Annotated in this window: 16 protein-coding genes; 9 read left to right on the plus strand and 7 right to left on the minus strand. The window is 71.9% G+C overall.

All coding sequences use genetic code 11. The features are described 5' to 3' along the window. The first annotated feature begins 74 nt into the window (after positions 1-74). On the plus strand, positions 75-491 hold the full coding sequence (locus I4I81_RS23895) for a DUF4397 domain-containing protein (RefSeq protein ID WP_218606180.1): 417 nt from the start codon (positions 75-77) through the stop codon (positions 489-491). 422 nt (positions 492-913) lie between these two features. On the opposite strand, the gene I4I81_RS23900 is transcribed toward I4I81_RS23895, so the two are convergent. Beyond that, entirely contained in the window at positions 914-2,410 is a 1,497-nt protein-coding gene (locus I4I81_RS23900; protein ID WP_308187696.1) for a serine/threonine protein kinase, read from the minus strand. A 151-nt stretch (positions 2,411-2,561) separates the two neighbouring features. On the opposite strand from I4I81_RS23900, the gene I4I81_RS23905 reads away from it, so the two are divergent. The 3 genes from I4I81_RS23905 (at position 2,562) to I4I81_RS23915 (ending at position 4,269) form a co-directional block, all read left to right on the plus strand. Further along, complete coding sequence (locus I4I81_RS23905; protein ID WP_218603676.1) at positions 2,562-2,744, plus strand: hypothetical protein; 183 nt, start codon at positions 2,562-2,564, stop codon at positions 2,742-2,744. A 229-nt stretch (positions 2,745-2,973) separates the two neighbouring features. Then, a complete protein-coding gene (locus I4I81_RS23910) occupies positions 2,974-3,252 on the plus strand; it encodes a GlsB/YeaQ/YmgE family stress response membrane protein (RefSeq protein WP_218603675.1) in 279 nt (92 codons plus the stop codon). Between the two features lie 132 nt (positions 3,253-3,384). Continuing rightward, a complete protein-coding gene (locus tag I4I81_RS23915) occupies positions 3,385-4,269 on the plus strand; it encodes a SigB/SigF/SigG family RNA polymerase sigma factor (protein WP_218603674.1) in 885 nt (294 codons plus the stop codon). Between the two features lie 360 nt (positions 4,270-4,629). Here I4I81_RS23915 and I4I81_RS23920 read toward each other — a convergent pair whose 3' ends face one another. From I4I81_RS23920 to I4I81_RS23940, 5 genes are read right to left on the minus strand one after another with little or no spacing between them, the layout of a single operon-like run. Next, positions 4,630-5,295, minus strand: a complete 666-nt coding sequence (locus tag I4I81_RS23920) for a biliverdin-producing heme oxygenase (RefSeq protein WP_218603673.1) — start codon at positions 5,293-5,295, stop codon at positions 4,630-4,632. A gap of 6 nt (positions 5,296-5,301) precedes the next feature. Continuing rightward, on the minus strand, positions 5,302-7,611 hold the full coding sequence (locus tag I4I81_RS23925; protein WP_218603672.1) for an ATP-binding protein: 2,310 nt from the start codon (positions 7,609-7,611) through the stop codon (positions 5,302-5,304). Then, positions 7,608-8,021, minus strand: coding sequence for a response regulator (locus I4I81_RS23930; protein WP_218603671.1), 414 nt, complete (start codon positions 8,019-8,021; stop codon positions 7,608-7,610). The genes I4I81_RS23925 and I4I81_RS23930 overlap by 4 nt, the downstream gene beginning before the upstream one ends. Then, complete coding sequence (locus I4I81_RS23935; protein ID WP_226363538.1) at positions 8,018-8,332, minus strand: hypothetical protein; 315 nt, start codon at positions 8,330-8,332, stop codon at positions 8,018-8,020. Before I4I81_RS23935 ends, I4I81_RS23930 begins: the two co-directional genes overlap by 4 nt. A 48-nt stretch (positions 8,333-8,380) precedes the next feature. Further along, positions 8,381-11,041, minus strand: coding sequence for a SpoIIE family protein phosphatase (locus I4I81_RS23940; RefSeq protein WP_218603669.1), 2,661 nt, complete (start codon positions 11,039-11,041; stop codon positions 8,381-8,383). Between the two features lie 550 nt (positions 11,042-11,591). Here I4I81_RS23940 and I4I81_RS23945 point away from each other — a divergent pair. Next, positions 11,592-12,101: a MarR family winged helix-turn-helix transcriptional regulator gene (locus I4I81_RS23945; protein ID WP_218603668.1), complete on the plus strand. Its 510-nt coding sequence runs from the start codon at positions 11,592-11,594 to the stop codon at positions 12,099-12,101. 94 nt (positions 12,102-12,195) lie between these two features. Continuing rightward, the gene (locus tag I4I81_RS23950; RefSeq protein ID WP_218603667.1) at positions 12,196-12,540 is read left to right on the plus strand and encodes a response regulator; all 345 of its coding nucleotides are present in this window, start codon (positions 12,196-12,198) and stop codon (positions 12,538-12,540) included. 243 nt (positions 12,541-12,783) lie between these two features. On the opposite strand, the gene I4I81_RS31815 is transcribed toward I4I81_RS23950, so the two are convergent. Then, positions 12,784-12,984, minus strand: a complete 201-nt coding sequence (locus tag I4I81_RS31815; protein WP_504958315.1) for a DUF8730 family Cys-rich protein — start codon at positions 12,982-12,984, stop codon at positions 12,784-12,786. 114 nt (positions 12,985-13,098) lie between these two features. Between I4I81_RS31815 and I4I81_RS23955 the strand changes: the two genes are divergently transcribed. The 3 genes from I4I81_RS23955 (at position 13,099) to I4I81_RS23965 (ending at position 15,139) form a co-directional block, all read left to right on the plus strand. Then, on the plus strand, positions 13,099-13,431 hold the full coding sequence (locus I4I81_RS23955) for a rhodanese-like domain-containing protein (protein WP_218603666.1): 333 nt from the start codon (positions 13,099-13,101) through the stop codon (positions 13,429-13,431). Beyond that, a complete protein-coding gene (locus tag I4I81_RS23960; RefSeq protein WP_218616352.1) occupies positions 13,428-14,801 on the plus strand; it encodes an MBL fold metallo-hydrolase in 1,374 nt (457 codons plus the stop codon). The genes I4I81_RS23955 and I4I81_RS23960 overlap by 4 nt, the downstream gene beginning before the upstream one ends. Positions 14,802-14,878: 77 nt before the next feature. Continuing rightward, a complete protein-coding gene (locus tag I4I81_RS23965; protein ID WP_218606351.1) occupies positions 14,879-15,139 on the plus strand; it encodes a metal-sensitive transcriptional regulator in 261 nt (86 codons plus the stop codon). Positions 15,140-15,162 lie beyond the last annotated feature (23 nt).

A 15,162-nucleotide genomic window follows, 5' to 3' on the forward strand; every position in this document is an offset into this window, starting at 1 on the left:
CCGTCCCACCGCGCCGTCGACGACCGGTCGGCCGCCCGGTGCGGCGGCGTTCGCACCGCGATCGGACACACCCCGTGGACGTCTACGTCGACGGCACCCGCGCCCTCGACGACTTCCAGCCCGGCACGAACGCGGGCCCGGTGGACCTGCCCGCGGGCAGCCGCGAGGTCGCGATCTCCCCCGCCGACGCCCCCGACGGCTCCGGCGAGCCGCTGCTCTCCGCGACCGCCGACCTGCCCGCGGGCGGGAACGTCACGCTCGTCGCCCACCTGTCCGAGAGCGGCGCCCCGACCGTCACCCCGTTCGTCGACGACGTCTCCCCGTGCCCGCCGGGCAGGCCCGCCTGGTCGTGCGGCACACCGCCACCGCCCGCCGTCGGCGTGCTCGCCGGTCGTGTCCGGGCTCACCAACCCCAACCAGGAGGCGCTGGGAGGTCCCCGCGGGGACCGTGTCCGCCGCGGTGGCCGCCGCCGGGACCACCGACCCCGTGATCGGCCCGGCCGATCTCGACCTCGCCGAGGGCCACCGTGACGTTCGTGCACCCCATCGGCTCGCTGGAGGCCGGGAACCTCACCTCGTCGTGTTCACGGTCGACGGGCTGCCCAGCGCGCCGTCCGGTGCGCCGTCGGGCGCCCCGTCCGGGTCCGGCCTGCCCGCGTGGGCGCTGCTGCTGGGTGTCGGCGGCGCGGCCGTCGTGGGCGTGGGCGCCCGCGTCGCCGCGGCACGGCGGCTGATCCCGCTCGAACCGCACCCGGGTCGCGGTCCGCGGCGGACGGCGCTCCTGCCGATCGTCGCGGTCCCGCTGGCCCTGACCGGGTGCGGCGGCGCGACCGGCCCCGTCGCGGCCCCGGTCGCGGCCCCGCCGGACCCGTCCACCGCGGTGGCGACCGAGCCCGCGGCCGACTGGGATGGGCTAGTCGTTGGCGTGTTCGGGCGGCCCGACCTGATGGTCCCTGCCCCGGCCGCCGTTGCCGGGTCCGCGATCGTTCCCGGGCCGGACCGCCTCGTCCTCGGACAGTTCGTCCCCGCCCGTGCCGCCATCGAGCTCATCGGTGTCACCGACCGGGCCGCCGGTCGCGGCGTCGACGGAGACCGCGTCGGGAGACCGTGCCGCAGAACCGACGCTGACGGACGTGTCCGGGGCGACGGAGACCTCGCTCGGCCCGGCTCCGGAAGGCAACGGGGCCCCGATCGGCGCGGCCGCATCCTGCCGGCCCATCACAGATCCGGTCGGCACCGCGGACCCGGTCGGCGGCGGCGCCACCTCAGCGGGCGCTGCAGACTCGACGACCGGGGGGGTCGGTACCCACGTGGTCACGCTCGACCCGGCCGCGCCGAGAACCAGCAGCGGTCCGACCACGCAGGTCGCGGCGGCCAGCAGGCCCCGCCGCGAGCGGGAGTGCCCGGCCCGGAGAGCCGGTGCGCGCAGCCCGACCGTCGAGGTCGGCGTGTCCGACAGCATCGTCGCCACCTCGGCCGCCCCGGGGCGCCGCGACGGATCGGTCCGGGTCATCGCCTCGATGGTCGAGCCCAGTATCGGCGGTAGCCCACCCGGCACCCGGGGCGACCGGCTCAAGCGGGCCACAGCCGACTCCACCGCCGATCCCGGGTACTCCCGTCGACCGGTCAACGCCTCGATCAGCACCAGCCCCAGCGCGTAGACATCGGTGGCCGGGCCGACGTCGTGACCGCCCACCTGCTCGGGCGACATGTACGCGGCGGTGCCGACGACCGCCCCGGCCGTCGTCGCCGTCGCCCCGTCGATGGTCCAGGCGACGCCGAAGTCGGCCAGCAGGGGGCGCCCACCGCTGTCGAGCAGGACGTTCGCCGGCTTGACGTCCCGGTGCACGAACCCGCCCGCGTGCACGACCGCGAGGGCGGCCGCGACCACCGCCCCCACCCGTCGGACCCGATCCGACCCCCACGGTCCCTCGGCCAGTGCCTGTGCGAGCGTCGGCCCCTCGACCAGCTCGGTGACGACGAACGGGCGCGGACCGGTGGGGTCACCGTCGAGCAGACGGACGAGACCCGGATGCCGCAGCCGCGTCAGGGCGTCGACCTCGCGGCGACGCCTGCGGTGATCCACCGGGGAGCCCGCGGTCGAGAACAACTTGACTGCGACGGCCCGTCCCGTGCGAACGTCCTCGGCACGGTGGACCACCGCCGAGGACCCGACCCCGAGGACCTCACGCAGCACGTAACACCCGCCCAGGAGACCGTCCGCATGGTCCGCCCCCGGCGATCTCGTCGTCACACGCACCGCATTCCCCGTTCGCGCCCACATCAAGCACGAGCCGGCAGGGACGGCGACTCGAAGTCCTTCGCCCTCCGACATACACGCGTGCGGTGTCGTACCCCGCCCGACCGGCACGAGCCCGGCTGATCGGCCGACTGCGCCGCTCGTCACCATACCGGCACGACACGCACCGGAAGTCGCAGCGCTACCGGTTGCCGCGCTTTCCGAGCACCATTCACCTCACCGGCGAGATTCGTCTATTCAGACCATCGCCTTTGGCATTCGGACGGCGCCGAGCGGGCCGCAGTGGTAGGAGTCTGAACTCATGGCCGACCGATGGAACAACGATGAGCTCGTCGATGTGCTGACGATCCTGCGAGCGCTGGTCGACGGTATCGACAGCGGCACCTGTTCGGCCACGAACGCCCAGCGGGCGCACGTGGCCGCTGCCGCCGAGGTCGTCTGCCAGCTCGCCGCGAGCACGTCGACGGACGGCAGGCGTCCATGACGAACACCCTCCTGCGCCTGACGGATGCGTGCGGCAGGGGTGAAGAGCAAAGGCTGCCTCACCAGATACGAACGTATCGCCACCCATAGTCAAGATCCATCCGAAGCGTGCATCCACATCACGATCCGATACCCACCCGACTCCTCGTCATGCAGCCTGCCGAGTGAAGCGCCACACTCTGCGTGCCCTGCAGGGAGCAGACGTCTCATCACGAAGAGGAACCGACACCATGACCGTCACCGGCATCATCACTGCAATCGTCATCGGCGCGATCATCGGCGTTCTGGCGCGGCTCATTCTCCCGGGAAAGCAGAACATCCCGATCTGGCTGACCATCGTCGTCGGAATCGTCGCCGCGCTTCTCGGCACCTTCCTGGCCCGCGCCCTCGGCCTGCCGACCGCCACCAACGGCATCGACTGGATCGAGCTCCTCGTCCAACTCGTCCTCGCAGTCATCGGTGTCGCCATCGTCTCCGGCACCTACGGCCGGCGAGGCGTCGCCCGCTGAACCCACGATCCCGTCCCTGAAGTGGGTCCGACCGGACAGGGTGTCACCGTGAACTCGTCGACCCGTTCCGGGACCCGGGCACGCACTGATGCCGGAGGCAACTGCACGACTCACGAGGGACGATCTCGATCGGTGGCGCCGAACAGGTCTGGCCGCCGGGTCGATGAGTACTCGGATCTCCGACCGCTCCTGGCCCGGTTCGCCGGCCTCCCGACCGATGACCCCCTGCGGCGAACGCTGCAGGAGGAACTGGTGATCGGTTTCCTTCCGGTGGTGCAGCACATCGCCCGCCGGTATCGCAACAGCGGCGAGCCCTCCGCCGATCTGGAACAGGTCGGCACCATCGGACTGCTGGGCGCACTGAAACGGTACGACCCCGGAACAGGCAAGGACTTCCTGAGCTTCGCCGTGCCGACCATCACCGGCGAGATCAAACGTCACTTCCGCGATCGAGCCTGGTCGATGCATGTTCCCCGCCCGGTGAAAGACCTCCACTCACGCCTTCCCGCAGCCATCCAGGAACTGTCGGCCGCTACTGGACGGGCGCCGCGACCCAGCCAACTCGCGATCCACCTCGGTGTGGACACCGAGAAGGTCCTCGAGGCTCTGCACGCCCGACACACCGATCGGAGCAGTTCCCTCGACGAGCACCTCTCGGACTCCGACACAGAACTGGGCGACGTCCTCGGACGTCCCGACCCGGGGTTCGACCTGACCGACGACCGGCTCGGGCTCCGCTCGGCCCTCTCGGTCCTGCCCGCCCGTGATCGGTACGTCGTGGGACTCCGCTTCTTCGACGACCTCACCCAGACGCAGATCGCGGAACGGATCGGGGTGTCCCAGATGCACGTCTCCCGGATCCTCGCGAGGTCCCTCGCCGTGCTGCGTCGCAGTCCGGCCTTCGATCACGCGGACTCCCACGACGGCACGGCTACCGCGACGTGCCCGGGCGACGGCCCGCATTCACCGGTCGTGCCGAACCGTTGTCGTGGGCCGTCGGGCCGAGCCGCGCGATGACCCGGGCCTCGGTTCCCGCGGGGCATGACCACTGCATGCGGTCGCGGCCGTAGTCGTGGAGTCGTCATCGGGCCGACCGAACACACCCCGCTCTCGCGCTCGCCCCATCCCGCCCGGCGAGGAGCAGCACACCGACCGTCGGGCGCGATCCCTACGCGCTGGGCCGGTGTCCTCCGACCGCGGAGCTGACCATCGCGACCTCCCTACCCAGGTGCGGGTCGGCCCCCCGGCGGTCCGCCGTCTCGCCCATCAGCGCCGCGATCAGGAGCAGGCCGCGGCGCCGGCCCTCGGCGAGGCCGCGGTCGCCTGATCAGGCGTGGGGACCGCGAGAACTCGGTCGACCTGTAGCTGGTGGATGGCTCAGGAAGGAGGTCGCGACACGACCCGGACGCGGCCCTCACCGGCCGGACCCGCGGGCCGTCCCAGGCCGTCCGGCCGGCCCGGAAGTGGCCACGGCACCTGCGCAGCCGCCGCCGCTCCGATGACGTCGAAGGCGAGCTGTGCCCCGCTGAGGGCGCCGGCCAGGGCCGCCGGGGTGTCGAGGTCCGCTGTGGCGCGCTGGAAGCGGGCCCAGTCAGCGCCGGGATCCATGCCGCTGCGGCGGAAGAACCCGGTCGCCTCACCTCGGACGAGACCGAGTTCGTGCTCGACGACGGGGGCGATCGCGCGGCCGCCCATCGCACTGCCGAGCAGGACGTAGCGGGCGCCGACCGCTTCGGGAAGCGACCCGAAAGGTCGCAGTGCCACCACGTGCGCGGCGGGGGTGTCGGGCCGGCCGAGGACGTCGAGGTCACGGTGCAGGAGGTCCGAGGCGTCGCCGAGCCGGGGATCGAGACCCACCTCGGCCCAACCGTCCACTCCGTGCAGGGCCTCCTCGAGTGGCTGCCACGCGGTCACGAGGGCGTGCAGCAGGACGGCCAGGTCCGTGCGGGTACGAACGGAGCCGGGCAGCCCCAGCCGGGCGTCCAGACGCGCGTGGCAGGTGCGTGTGTGGGTGCGCAGGTGCTCCGCCAGGAGGGATCGCACGGCGGGTCAGCTCCGACCTGGCGGGGTCGTGGGAAGGGTGAGCCAGAAGGTGGCCCCGTGCCCGAGGTCGGAGTCGACCCAGAGCCGGCCGCCGTGGCGCTCGACGATCTTCCGGGCGATCGCGAGGCCGGCCCCCATGCCGGAGCCGCGGTCCGGGTCCAGCCGCCGGAACAGCCGGAACACGTCTTCGTGGTGGTGGGGTGCGATCCCGATGCCGTTGTCGCGCACGTACACGGCATCGACCGAACCCCGGGTGTGCGGTGGCTGGACGGGCGCAGTACCGATGTCGACCCAACGGGGTTCGTCGTGGGCGTATTTGATGGCGTTGACGACGAGATTCGTGAGCACCTCGCGCAGCAGTGCCCGCTCGCCGGAGACGACCGGGAGCGCGCTGGATCTGCGGATCCGGACGCCCGCCGCGGACGCGCGTTCGGCGACCAGCTCGATGACCTGGTCGGCGAGGGTGGTCATGTCCACGGTTGCGGTGCCGGGTTGGCTGCGGCCGACCTGCGAGAAGTGCAGCAGCGAGGTGAGGAGCTCGTCCATCCGCCCGGCGAGCACGCGGGTCGTCTGCAGCCGGCGGACGGTGCCGGCGTCGAGGTCCGGGGCGTCCTCGAGGGCGAAGTCCGCCGAGTTCGCGATTCCTCGCAGAGGCTCCTTCAGGTCGTGGGCGACGACGTAGGCGAACGAGTCGAGATCGTCGTTGCTCCGTCGGAGCTCGGCGTTGGCCTCGCCGAGCTCGGCCGCATGCCGCAGGACGAGCTCGGACACGGCCCGTCCCAGACTGGTGGCCAGCTCCACCTCGGTGGCCGACCAGGGCCGTGAGCGGCCGCGGACGGTCTCGCGCCAGACGCTGTGCGAGCCGCGTGGGCTCAGCCGCTGGCCGCGCGAGCCGATCACTGCAGGACGCGACGGATCGGCCGCCCACTCGACCGTGCGCAGGATCTCCGGCCGGAACCAGGCGATCAGGTCGCCGTCACCGCTGAGCGGGAGCACCAGCACCCCACTCGTCGGCCCGGCGAGATCGGCGAACTCCGGGAACGCCGCCGACAGCCGGTCGGTGCTCCAGACGGACCCCGGCGGCCCGATCGGCAGCCGGTCGAGGAGGTCGGCGACCACCGTGGCGTCGGGCAGGTCCCCGCGGCCGTCGATCCGGCCGTGGAGCCGGACGAGCGCCCCGGAGGCGGGGACGAGATCGAGGAGGCCGTGGTCGTCGGCGAGTAGTGCGGCCGGCGGCCCGGCGGGGATGGCGGTGACGATGCGCGTCAGGGTGGTGTGCGCGTCGGCCCGGGCCCTCTCCTGCTCGCTGCGCTCGATCGCCACCAGCTGCAGCGACAGCGCTGCGCCGAGGAACTCGCAGGCGGCGCGCGTCTCCGGGGCCAGGAGCAGTGGCCGTGAGTGGTGACAGGCCACCAGACCCCAGAGGCTTCCGTCTTTGATCAGGGAGATCGACATCGATGCGGCGACACCGATGTTGCGCAGGTAGTCGAGGTGGTAGGGGGACAGGCTGCGCAGCACCGAGCCCGACAGATCGAGGGGCCGGTCGGTGCCCGGGACGGTGGGCGGCACCAGCGCGGCGGACGGGTCGTCGACGTCGGCGATCGACCTGATCCAGTTGCGCAGGTAGAGCCTCCGGGCCTGGGGCGGCACGTCGATCGCCGGGAACCACAGGCCGAGCCAGGACTCCCAGTCCGGGTGACGGTCCTCCGCGATCACGTGGCCGGGCCCGTCACCGTCGAAGCGGTAGATCACGACCCGGCTGTAGCCGGTCAGTCGCCGGATCTCCTCCACCGCCCGGTCGGCGAGTTCGACCACGGTCGGGGAGCTCTGCAGGGTCTGCAGCGTTCGCCGGATGCGGCCGGTGAACGCGGAGAACGCGAACGGTCCCTCCCGTCGGGCCGGTTCGAACTCGCAGAGGACCAGGCCGTCGCTACGACTCACCGTCACGTCGACGTCCGTCGCCGCGTCAGGTCCCGGCTCACCGAGGTGCTCCAGGCGCATCGGCAGCAGCGAGGACTCACCCGCTGCGAGGTCGTGGACGGCGCGACGGAGCAGCTCGGTCTGGCCTGCGCCGATCAGGTCGGTGATCGGACGTTCCAGCAACCGGTCCGGTTCCCGGCCCAGCACCGGCCCCGAGTTGGCACTCACCACCCGCACCACCAGGGCCGTGTCCACGGCGACGAGCACACCGTGGGACTGCGTGGCCCCCAGGAGATGGATCGGCTCGGACCGGCATACCTCGAGGTCGACCGGGGTGCCCGACGCGTACTCCGCCGCCGCGTCGAGAGCCGTGTCGTGGTCGACGGCCCGGCTCATGCGGTCACGGCCCCGCCGTGCGGGAGCCAGTAGTCGAGGGCACCGCACAGCGCGGCACAGAACATGGCGTAGTCGACCGGTTTGAACACGTAGCCGTTGGCCCCCGCCCGGTAGCACTGCTCGACGTCGCGTGGATCGGTGGAGGACGTCAGCACCACGACCACGAGGTCGGCGAGCTCCGGCCGACCCCGGATCTCGCTCAGCACGCTGCGCCCGTCGACCCCGGGCAGGTTCAGGTCGAGCAGCACGACGTCCGGTCGGCCGACGGTGTCATCGAGCAGCCGGTCGAGCGCACGACGGCCGTCGGCGATCGCCTCCAACTCCGTCGTGGGGTACGACCGGGCCATGGTGCGCTGCACGGCTTCGACGTCCTCGGCGGAGTCCTCGATCATCAGGACCAGATCAGTCATCCGTGCTCCATCTCGACCTCACACCAGAACCCCGGCGCCATCCCGTCGAGTGCTCCCAGACGCAACGCCGCCGTGTGGAAGGGGCCCTCGCCCATCGGGGGCGGTTGCCGGTCGCCCCCGACGCCTGGCGGTGACGCGACCGCCACACGAAGCTCGAAACGCAGGCCGCGGCCGAGTTCGAAGACCACCAGCTCGCACCCCGACTCCGCGGCGGTGGTCCACCGGTCGGCGAGATGCCCCACGATCGTCGCGATGACGCTCGGCCGTTCGGTGGGCCGGCGGTGTCCCACCCTGCCCAGGCCGTCGATCACCGCGGCCCGCACCCGACCGGCGAGGTACTGCCCGGGAGGAATCGTGGTCTAGAGGACCGGCTGACCGCGCAACCGCACGGCCACCATCGCGACGTCGTCGTCGTCGCGGTCGCGGTACCTCGCCAACAGGTCCGAGATCCGGTCGAGCAACAGACCGGACGGGAGGCCGGCGGAATCGGCCAGACCCAGTAACAGCCCATCGGTCTCGAGCATGCCGGCCGGGCCACGCGACTCGGTCACGCCGTCGGTGTAGATGAGCACGGTGTCGCCGGCATCGAGGCGGATCGATGTCTCCGCGAACGGAGGATCGCCGATCGCCCCGAGCATGGGGTTCACCGTCCCGATCTCTTCCGGAGGCTCGCCCGCGCGGATCAGTACGGGAAGGGGATGGCCGGCGGCACACACCGTGACCTCGGTGTGCAGGCCGTCGACCGAGATGCTGATCACCACGGCCGTCGTGAGCCGCTCGTACCCCGGGATGCTGCTGCGCAGGGTGCGGTTGAGCCGGGACAGCGCGGCGGAGGGGCTGGCACCGTCCTCCAGCACCACCCGCAGTGTGTGCCGCGCGATCGCGGTGATGCCCGCGGCCTGCGGCCCGCGCCCGCACACGTCCCCGATGACGACGGCCAACGAACCGTCCGGGCGCGGGACGGCGTCGTAGAAGTCGCCGCCGATGCCCAGCGCGGTGTCTGCGGGGTGGTAGCGGGCGGCCAACTCGATATCGGGGAGCTGTGGCAACGACGGTGGCAAGAGCCTGCGGGCCAGGGCCCGGGCCGCCTCGTCGCGCTGCTGGTACAGCAGAGCGTTGTCGATGGCGACCGCGATGCGCGAGACCAGCGACTCCACGAACGGGATCCGCGGGGGCCGTCCGCCCAGACCGGGCCGGGCCTGGGCGAGGGAGACCACGCCGAGCAGTCGGCCGTGTGCTCGCAGTGGCACCGACAGCACCCAGCACCCGGCGACGGTGCCGACCTCGGTCCGGCCGCCGGCCAGTACCCGCTCGGCCAGTCCGAAGCCGGCAGTGCTGCCCGCAGTCGGGTGCGTGGCCCGCTGCTGCTCCGTCCACATCTCCGCCTCGGCCCGGGCGTCGACGTGGGCGACGGCGGCCGGACGCAGGGTTCCGTCGTCGACGAGATGCACCACGCACCGCCCGGCGAGACCCGGGACCGCGATCCGGGCGGCGCGCGCCAGCGTCTGTTCGACGTCCAGTCCGAGATCGAGCTGCGACGACGCCTCCATCAGGAAGGCCATCTCCGCGCGGACAGTCTCGTCCTGCCCGGCGAGCTCGATACGGGCGAGACTCCTGGCGAGCACTCCGGCCATCTCTCCGATCACGTCCTCACCACTCGATCCGATGCGTCGGCCCCCTTCCAGGGCCAGCACGATCACGGCGGGCCGGGCCGTGGGCAACGGCCAGGCCACCACCGCCGGGGCGCCGAGGACGAGCAGGTCCGGCAGCAGCGCGGAGAACCGCGCCATCACCTCCGTCAGGTCGGGTGCGTGCACCGGTAGGTGCAGCTGGAGGCACTCCTGGACCCCGGGGGTGGAGTACGCGGCGTCGACAGCCAGCCCGCGCATCGCACCCGGGGCCGGATCGCGGTCGCCGGACCCGGGTGCCGGGACGAACGCCGCTCCCTTGACCCCGGGCAACCGGGTCAGGTGATCGACAGCGATCTCGGCGACCGCGGCGGCGGTCTCGGTCCCGATCAGTGAGTCCCGCAGCGCCCTGAGCCGCGCCGCCCGGTCCGCCGCTCTCCGCTGGTCGCGGAGAGCAGCCTGCATGGCCAGCTCGTGGCCGACCGCAGCGGCCACGTCGGTGAGGGAACCGACGGCGGATGCAGGCCATTCGCGCGGTGACCGATCGACGACGCACAGCGCGCCGATCACGTGTCCCTCGCTCGAGATCGGAACTCCGATGTAGGCACCCACGGCCCCGGACGTCACCGCCGGCAACGAGCTGAGTCGGCCGTCCCGGGTCGCGTCCGGGATCTCCACCGGCCCGTCCTCGGAGAGCGTGACCAGGCACAGCGATTCCTCGACGGGCTGATCGGCCCCGAGCGGACCCTCTCCGTGACCTCCGACCACGGTGCGGTCCTGATCGACCAGCGCGACATGGGCGAGGGGCGCGTCGCACACTCCCGCGGCCAGCCGCGCGAACCGGTCGAGGCCGGCCCGCACGTTCCCGACCGAGTACCGCAGCCGTTGCACCGCGGCCAGCCGACCAGGGTCGGAGAGCGGGATGCACACCCGCCGGGCGCCGGGCGGACCCACCGTGATCCCGTCGGCGATCCGGGCGAGCGCGCCCGCGATCTGATCCGACAGCGCCAGCAGGAACAACCGCTCAGCGGCGGAGAACGAGTGCTCCCCGGTGAACGCGACACCGAGTACGCCCAGCTCGCGGTCGTCCGCGACGAGGGGAAGCGAAGCCGTCGCGCCGAACCCCGACCCGATCGCCGCGAGAGCGGGATAGAGCTGCTGCTTGACCAGGACACTCGGGAGCCAGACGGCACTGCGCCGACGGAGGGCGTCGGTGATGGGCAACGTCTCGTCGTAGGGGATCAACTCCCACCCGTCACTCGAACGACCCATCCTGAGGCTCCCTGCGAGACTCAGGCCGTCGTGACGACACAGGTAGAGCACCGCACCCGCGGCCCCGATCGCACCGACACCCTGCCCGAGCGCCACCGACCCGAGATCGTCCAGACTCATCGATTCAGCACAGGCTGCGGACACCATCTGCAGCCGGGCCAGGAGTGGATACGCCTCTTCGGCATCGGATCGCGACCTCGACAGCTCGCCGAGCCCGGGCAAGTCTGGCTCCAGCACGCCACTACCTCCTCGATGCGGTTCTCATCCACCACGGTCCTGAGGTCACACGATCACCAGCGACCTGGTCGGGGCCCCGCCTCTGAGGGGTCGAAGTAATAAGCCTGTCGAACTATATGGCTGCCGAGCCTCTATGGCGAGACGGTCGCCGGAAGAGGCAATAGTGAAGTGAATGCCGATATGAGGGCTTTGTGACCGATTCAGGCGTTGTCATCGCCCGCCGTCTGGACCATCCGCGATCGATGTGCCACGCAGAGCGACAACCCCGCGGACTCTGAGCGAACGGCCCCCTGGATGCGTCAGGACGTCGAGCGGCCGGTCCTCGCCCGCCCGGGCGACCGAGGCCTGCTCGATGACGTCGGACTGATCGGCCCCGGACTGATCGGCCCGGACTGATCGGCCCGAACGCATCCCTCTCGATACGCTCGTGTTCGTGAACGACGGGGCGAGACTGGCAGCGGCCATCCGGCAGATCGTCCTGACCGTCGAGCGGTACCGCCTGCAGGCGGCCAGGACCGCGTTCGGCGTCGGGGACACCGAGATGGAAGCCCTCTCACAGCTGTTCGTCACCGAGTCGAGCACTCCGACCGAACTCGCGCGTCACCTCCACCTGACAACCCCCTCCGTGACAGACCTGGTCGACAGGCTCGTCTCGGGTGGCCTCGTGGTGCGCAGTTCGCATCCGACAGACCGGCGGAAGATCGTCGTGACGCTCAGTGCGACCGCCCGGTCGAAGATGGAGGACATGTTCGCCGTGGTCACCGACGTGACCTTGCGGGCGACCGAGACTCTGACACCTGCCGAGCGCACGATCGTGATCGACTGCCTGGCCTCCGTCTCCGACGCCTACGAGGAGACGATCGCGGCTATGACGGCCGGCCCAGGCGGCCGCTTCGCCGCGCACATCGCCTCCCCCGCCGCCGTGCCGCCCGGCCCACCCTGATCGACACCTCGTGGATCGTCCGGGCCGGCAGCGTGCAGATCGACCGGCTCACCCCCGGCACCCGGGTCGTCGTCCGTCTCCCGGTGGGTACGGCATGACCCGGGTGCTCGTGGTCGACGACCACCCGATGTTCCGCCGTGGACTCATCGCACTGCTCGAAGCCGGCGGGTACGACGTGGTGGCCGAGGTGATCACCCTGTTCGACGACGAAGCCTCGGTGAGGGCCGTGCTCGACGCCGGTGCAGACGGCTACATCGTGAAGGAATCCTCGCCCGAGCAGATCATCGCGGCGCTGGACGCCGTGCGGATGGGCACGCAGTGGCTGGGCAGCAGTGTCCCGCGGCCCGGCGGATCCACCGCCGCCGCCTCGCCCGACCCGGTCGTCCCCGGCCCGTCGCGCCGGAATCGGCAGTGGCCGAACTGCTCGGACGCGGCCTGACCGACCAGGTGATCGCCGCCCGCCTCGGCCTGTCCGCCGAGACGGTCGCCCACCACGTCTCCACGATCCCATCGGATGCGTACTCGACACGGTGGCAGGAAAGAGACACGGTGGCAGGAAAGAACCGGGCGTCGCACGAGTCGGGAGCCGACCGCTCGGGGCAGCACTTCCCACCCCCGGGAGGCCGTAGCGCCTCCACGACGGCGGCGCGCAGCAGGCTCGACCGGGCGCGCCCCGTCGCGGTCAGGAACGCCGGAACCACCGCCGCCACGCACCGCCGGAACCCGTCGTCGCCGCGCAGCTGCAGCGCTGCGATGCCGGTACCCCGGCCAGGACCTGATCGACGTGCTGTCCGCATCCGCGGTAGGTGGCCTTCTTGCACGTCCGGCACATCACTCGCTGGCACACGTGGTCCTCCATCGCTCGCATCGAAGGAACCAGCATACCCCATAGGGTATCTGAGACCCCTGCCACAGAGATGCCCCCTGGGGCATGGAAGTCAGAGCGCCACCGTTGTGCCGTATACCCCAGGGGGTACTACGACGGAGAGGTGCAGAGATGTTGCCGGAGATCGATCCACAGCAGTTGGCCCAGATGCGTACGGCCGCCACGGTGACCGTGGTGGACGTGCGCGAGGCGGACGAGTACCGCGCGGGGCACGTGCCCGGCGCCCGGTCGATGCCACTGGGGGTCCTGGGTGCACGGGTGCCCGAGCTCCCGCGCGACCGGCCGGTGTACGTGGTCTGCCAGTCGGGCGGTCGCAGTGCCCAGGCCACGCGGATGCTGCGCGGAGTGGGTGTCGAGGCCGTGAACGTCCGCGGCGGCACCGCCGCCTGGATCCAGACCGGTCAGCCTGTCGAGCACGGCACCGCGACGGAGGCGACTCGATGATCGAGATCCTGACGATCGAGACCCCCGGGTTGGGCGATCGCAGCTACCTGGCCCACGACGGGCGCGTCGCGCTCGTGGTCGATCCGCAGCGCGACATCGACCGGGTCCTGGCCCGTGCGGCCGAGGCCGGTGTGGTGATCACGCACGTGTTCGAGACGCACATCCACAACGACTACGTCACCGGCGGCCTCGCCCTCGCCCGGGCCACCGGCGCCGCCTACCTCCTCAACGCCGACGACGCCGTCGCCTTCGACCGCACCGGCCTGCACGACGGGGACGTCGTGACCGTCAGCCCGGAGATGGCCGTGCGGACGCTGCACACGCCGGGTCACACCCACACCCACCTGTCCTACGCGCTGCTCGACGCGGCGGGCGACCCGGTCGCGGTGTTCAGCGGCGGCTCCCTGCTGTTCGGGGCCACCGGACGCCCGGACCTCCTCGGCCCCGACCACACCGACACCCTCGTGCGCGCCCAGTGGCACTCCGCCCACCGGCTCGCGACCGAGCTGCCCGGGTCCGCGACGCTGCACCCGACGCACGGGTTCGGCAGCTTCTGCTCCGCGAGCGCGACAGCGAGTGGCACCGCGGGCACCGTCGGCGACGAGACCCGCACCAACCCCGCGCTCACCCTGGACGAGGAGCACTACGTCCACGACCTGCTCGCCGGGCTCGACGCCTTCCCCGCCTACTACGCCCACATGGCCCCGGCCAACAGCATCGGCCCCGACACCCCGGACCTCACCCCGCCCGCCACGGCCGACCCGGGCGAGCTGCGTCGACGGATCGACACCGGCGAGTGGGTCGTGGACCTGCGCGACGGCACCGCCTTCGCCGCCGGGCACGTCGCCGGCAGCGTCAACATCGGCCTCACCGGGCAGTTCGTCACCTATCTCGGCTGGCTGATCCCGTGGGGCACCCCGGTCACGCTGCTCGGCGAGACCCCGTCCCAGGTCGCCGACGCCCAGCGTGAGCTCGTCCGCATCGGCATCGACCGGCTCGCCGCGATGGCGACCGGTGTGCCCGCCGACTGGACCGCAGCCCCGGTGTCCTTCCGCCGTGCCACCTTCGCCGATCTCGCCACCGAGCGCGCCACCGGCACCGGCCCGGCCGTCCTCGACGTCCGGCGCACCGCCGAGCGCGCCGACGCCGCCGTCCACGGGTCGGTGCACATCCCGATCCACGAGATCCTCACCCGCCTCGACGAGGTCCCCTCCGGAACCGTGTGGGTGCACTGCGCCGGGGGCTACCGCGCCGGCGTCGTCGCCTCCCTGCTGCACGCCCGCGGCCACGACGTCGTCGCCATCGACGACGACTTCGCCCGGGCCGTCGCGGCCGGGCTCACCTCGACCACCGCCCGGGCTGCGGCGTGAACACCACGACCCCCGACGTCGGCAAGGAGAGTACCGTGGCGACACATACACCCAGGGGTATTACCGGAGGAGTGGCGATGAAGATCGAGGACGATGTCGTCGGCAGCGTGGTCAACCGCCTGCGCCGCGCGGAGGGCCAGCTCGGCGGCGTCATCCGCATGCTGCAGGAGGGCCGCGACTGCAAGGACGTCGTCACCCAGCTCGCCGCCGTGTCCCGCGCCCTGGACAAGGCCGGGTTCGCCGTCATCGCCTCCGGGCTCGAGCAGTGCATCGCCGCGGGCGAGGACGGCAAGGTCGACCGCGCCCAGCTGGAGAAGCTCTTCCTGTCCCTCGCCTGACCCATCACCCCACCGAGGAGAAC

Source organism: Pseudonocardia abyssalis (genome assembly GCF_019263705.2).
GTDB lineage: Bacteria > Actinomycetota > Actinomycetes > Mycobacteriales > Pseudonocardiaceae > Pseudonocardia > Pseudonocardia abyssalis.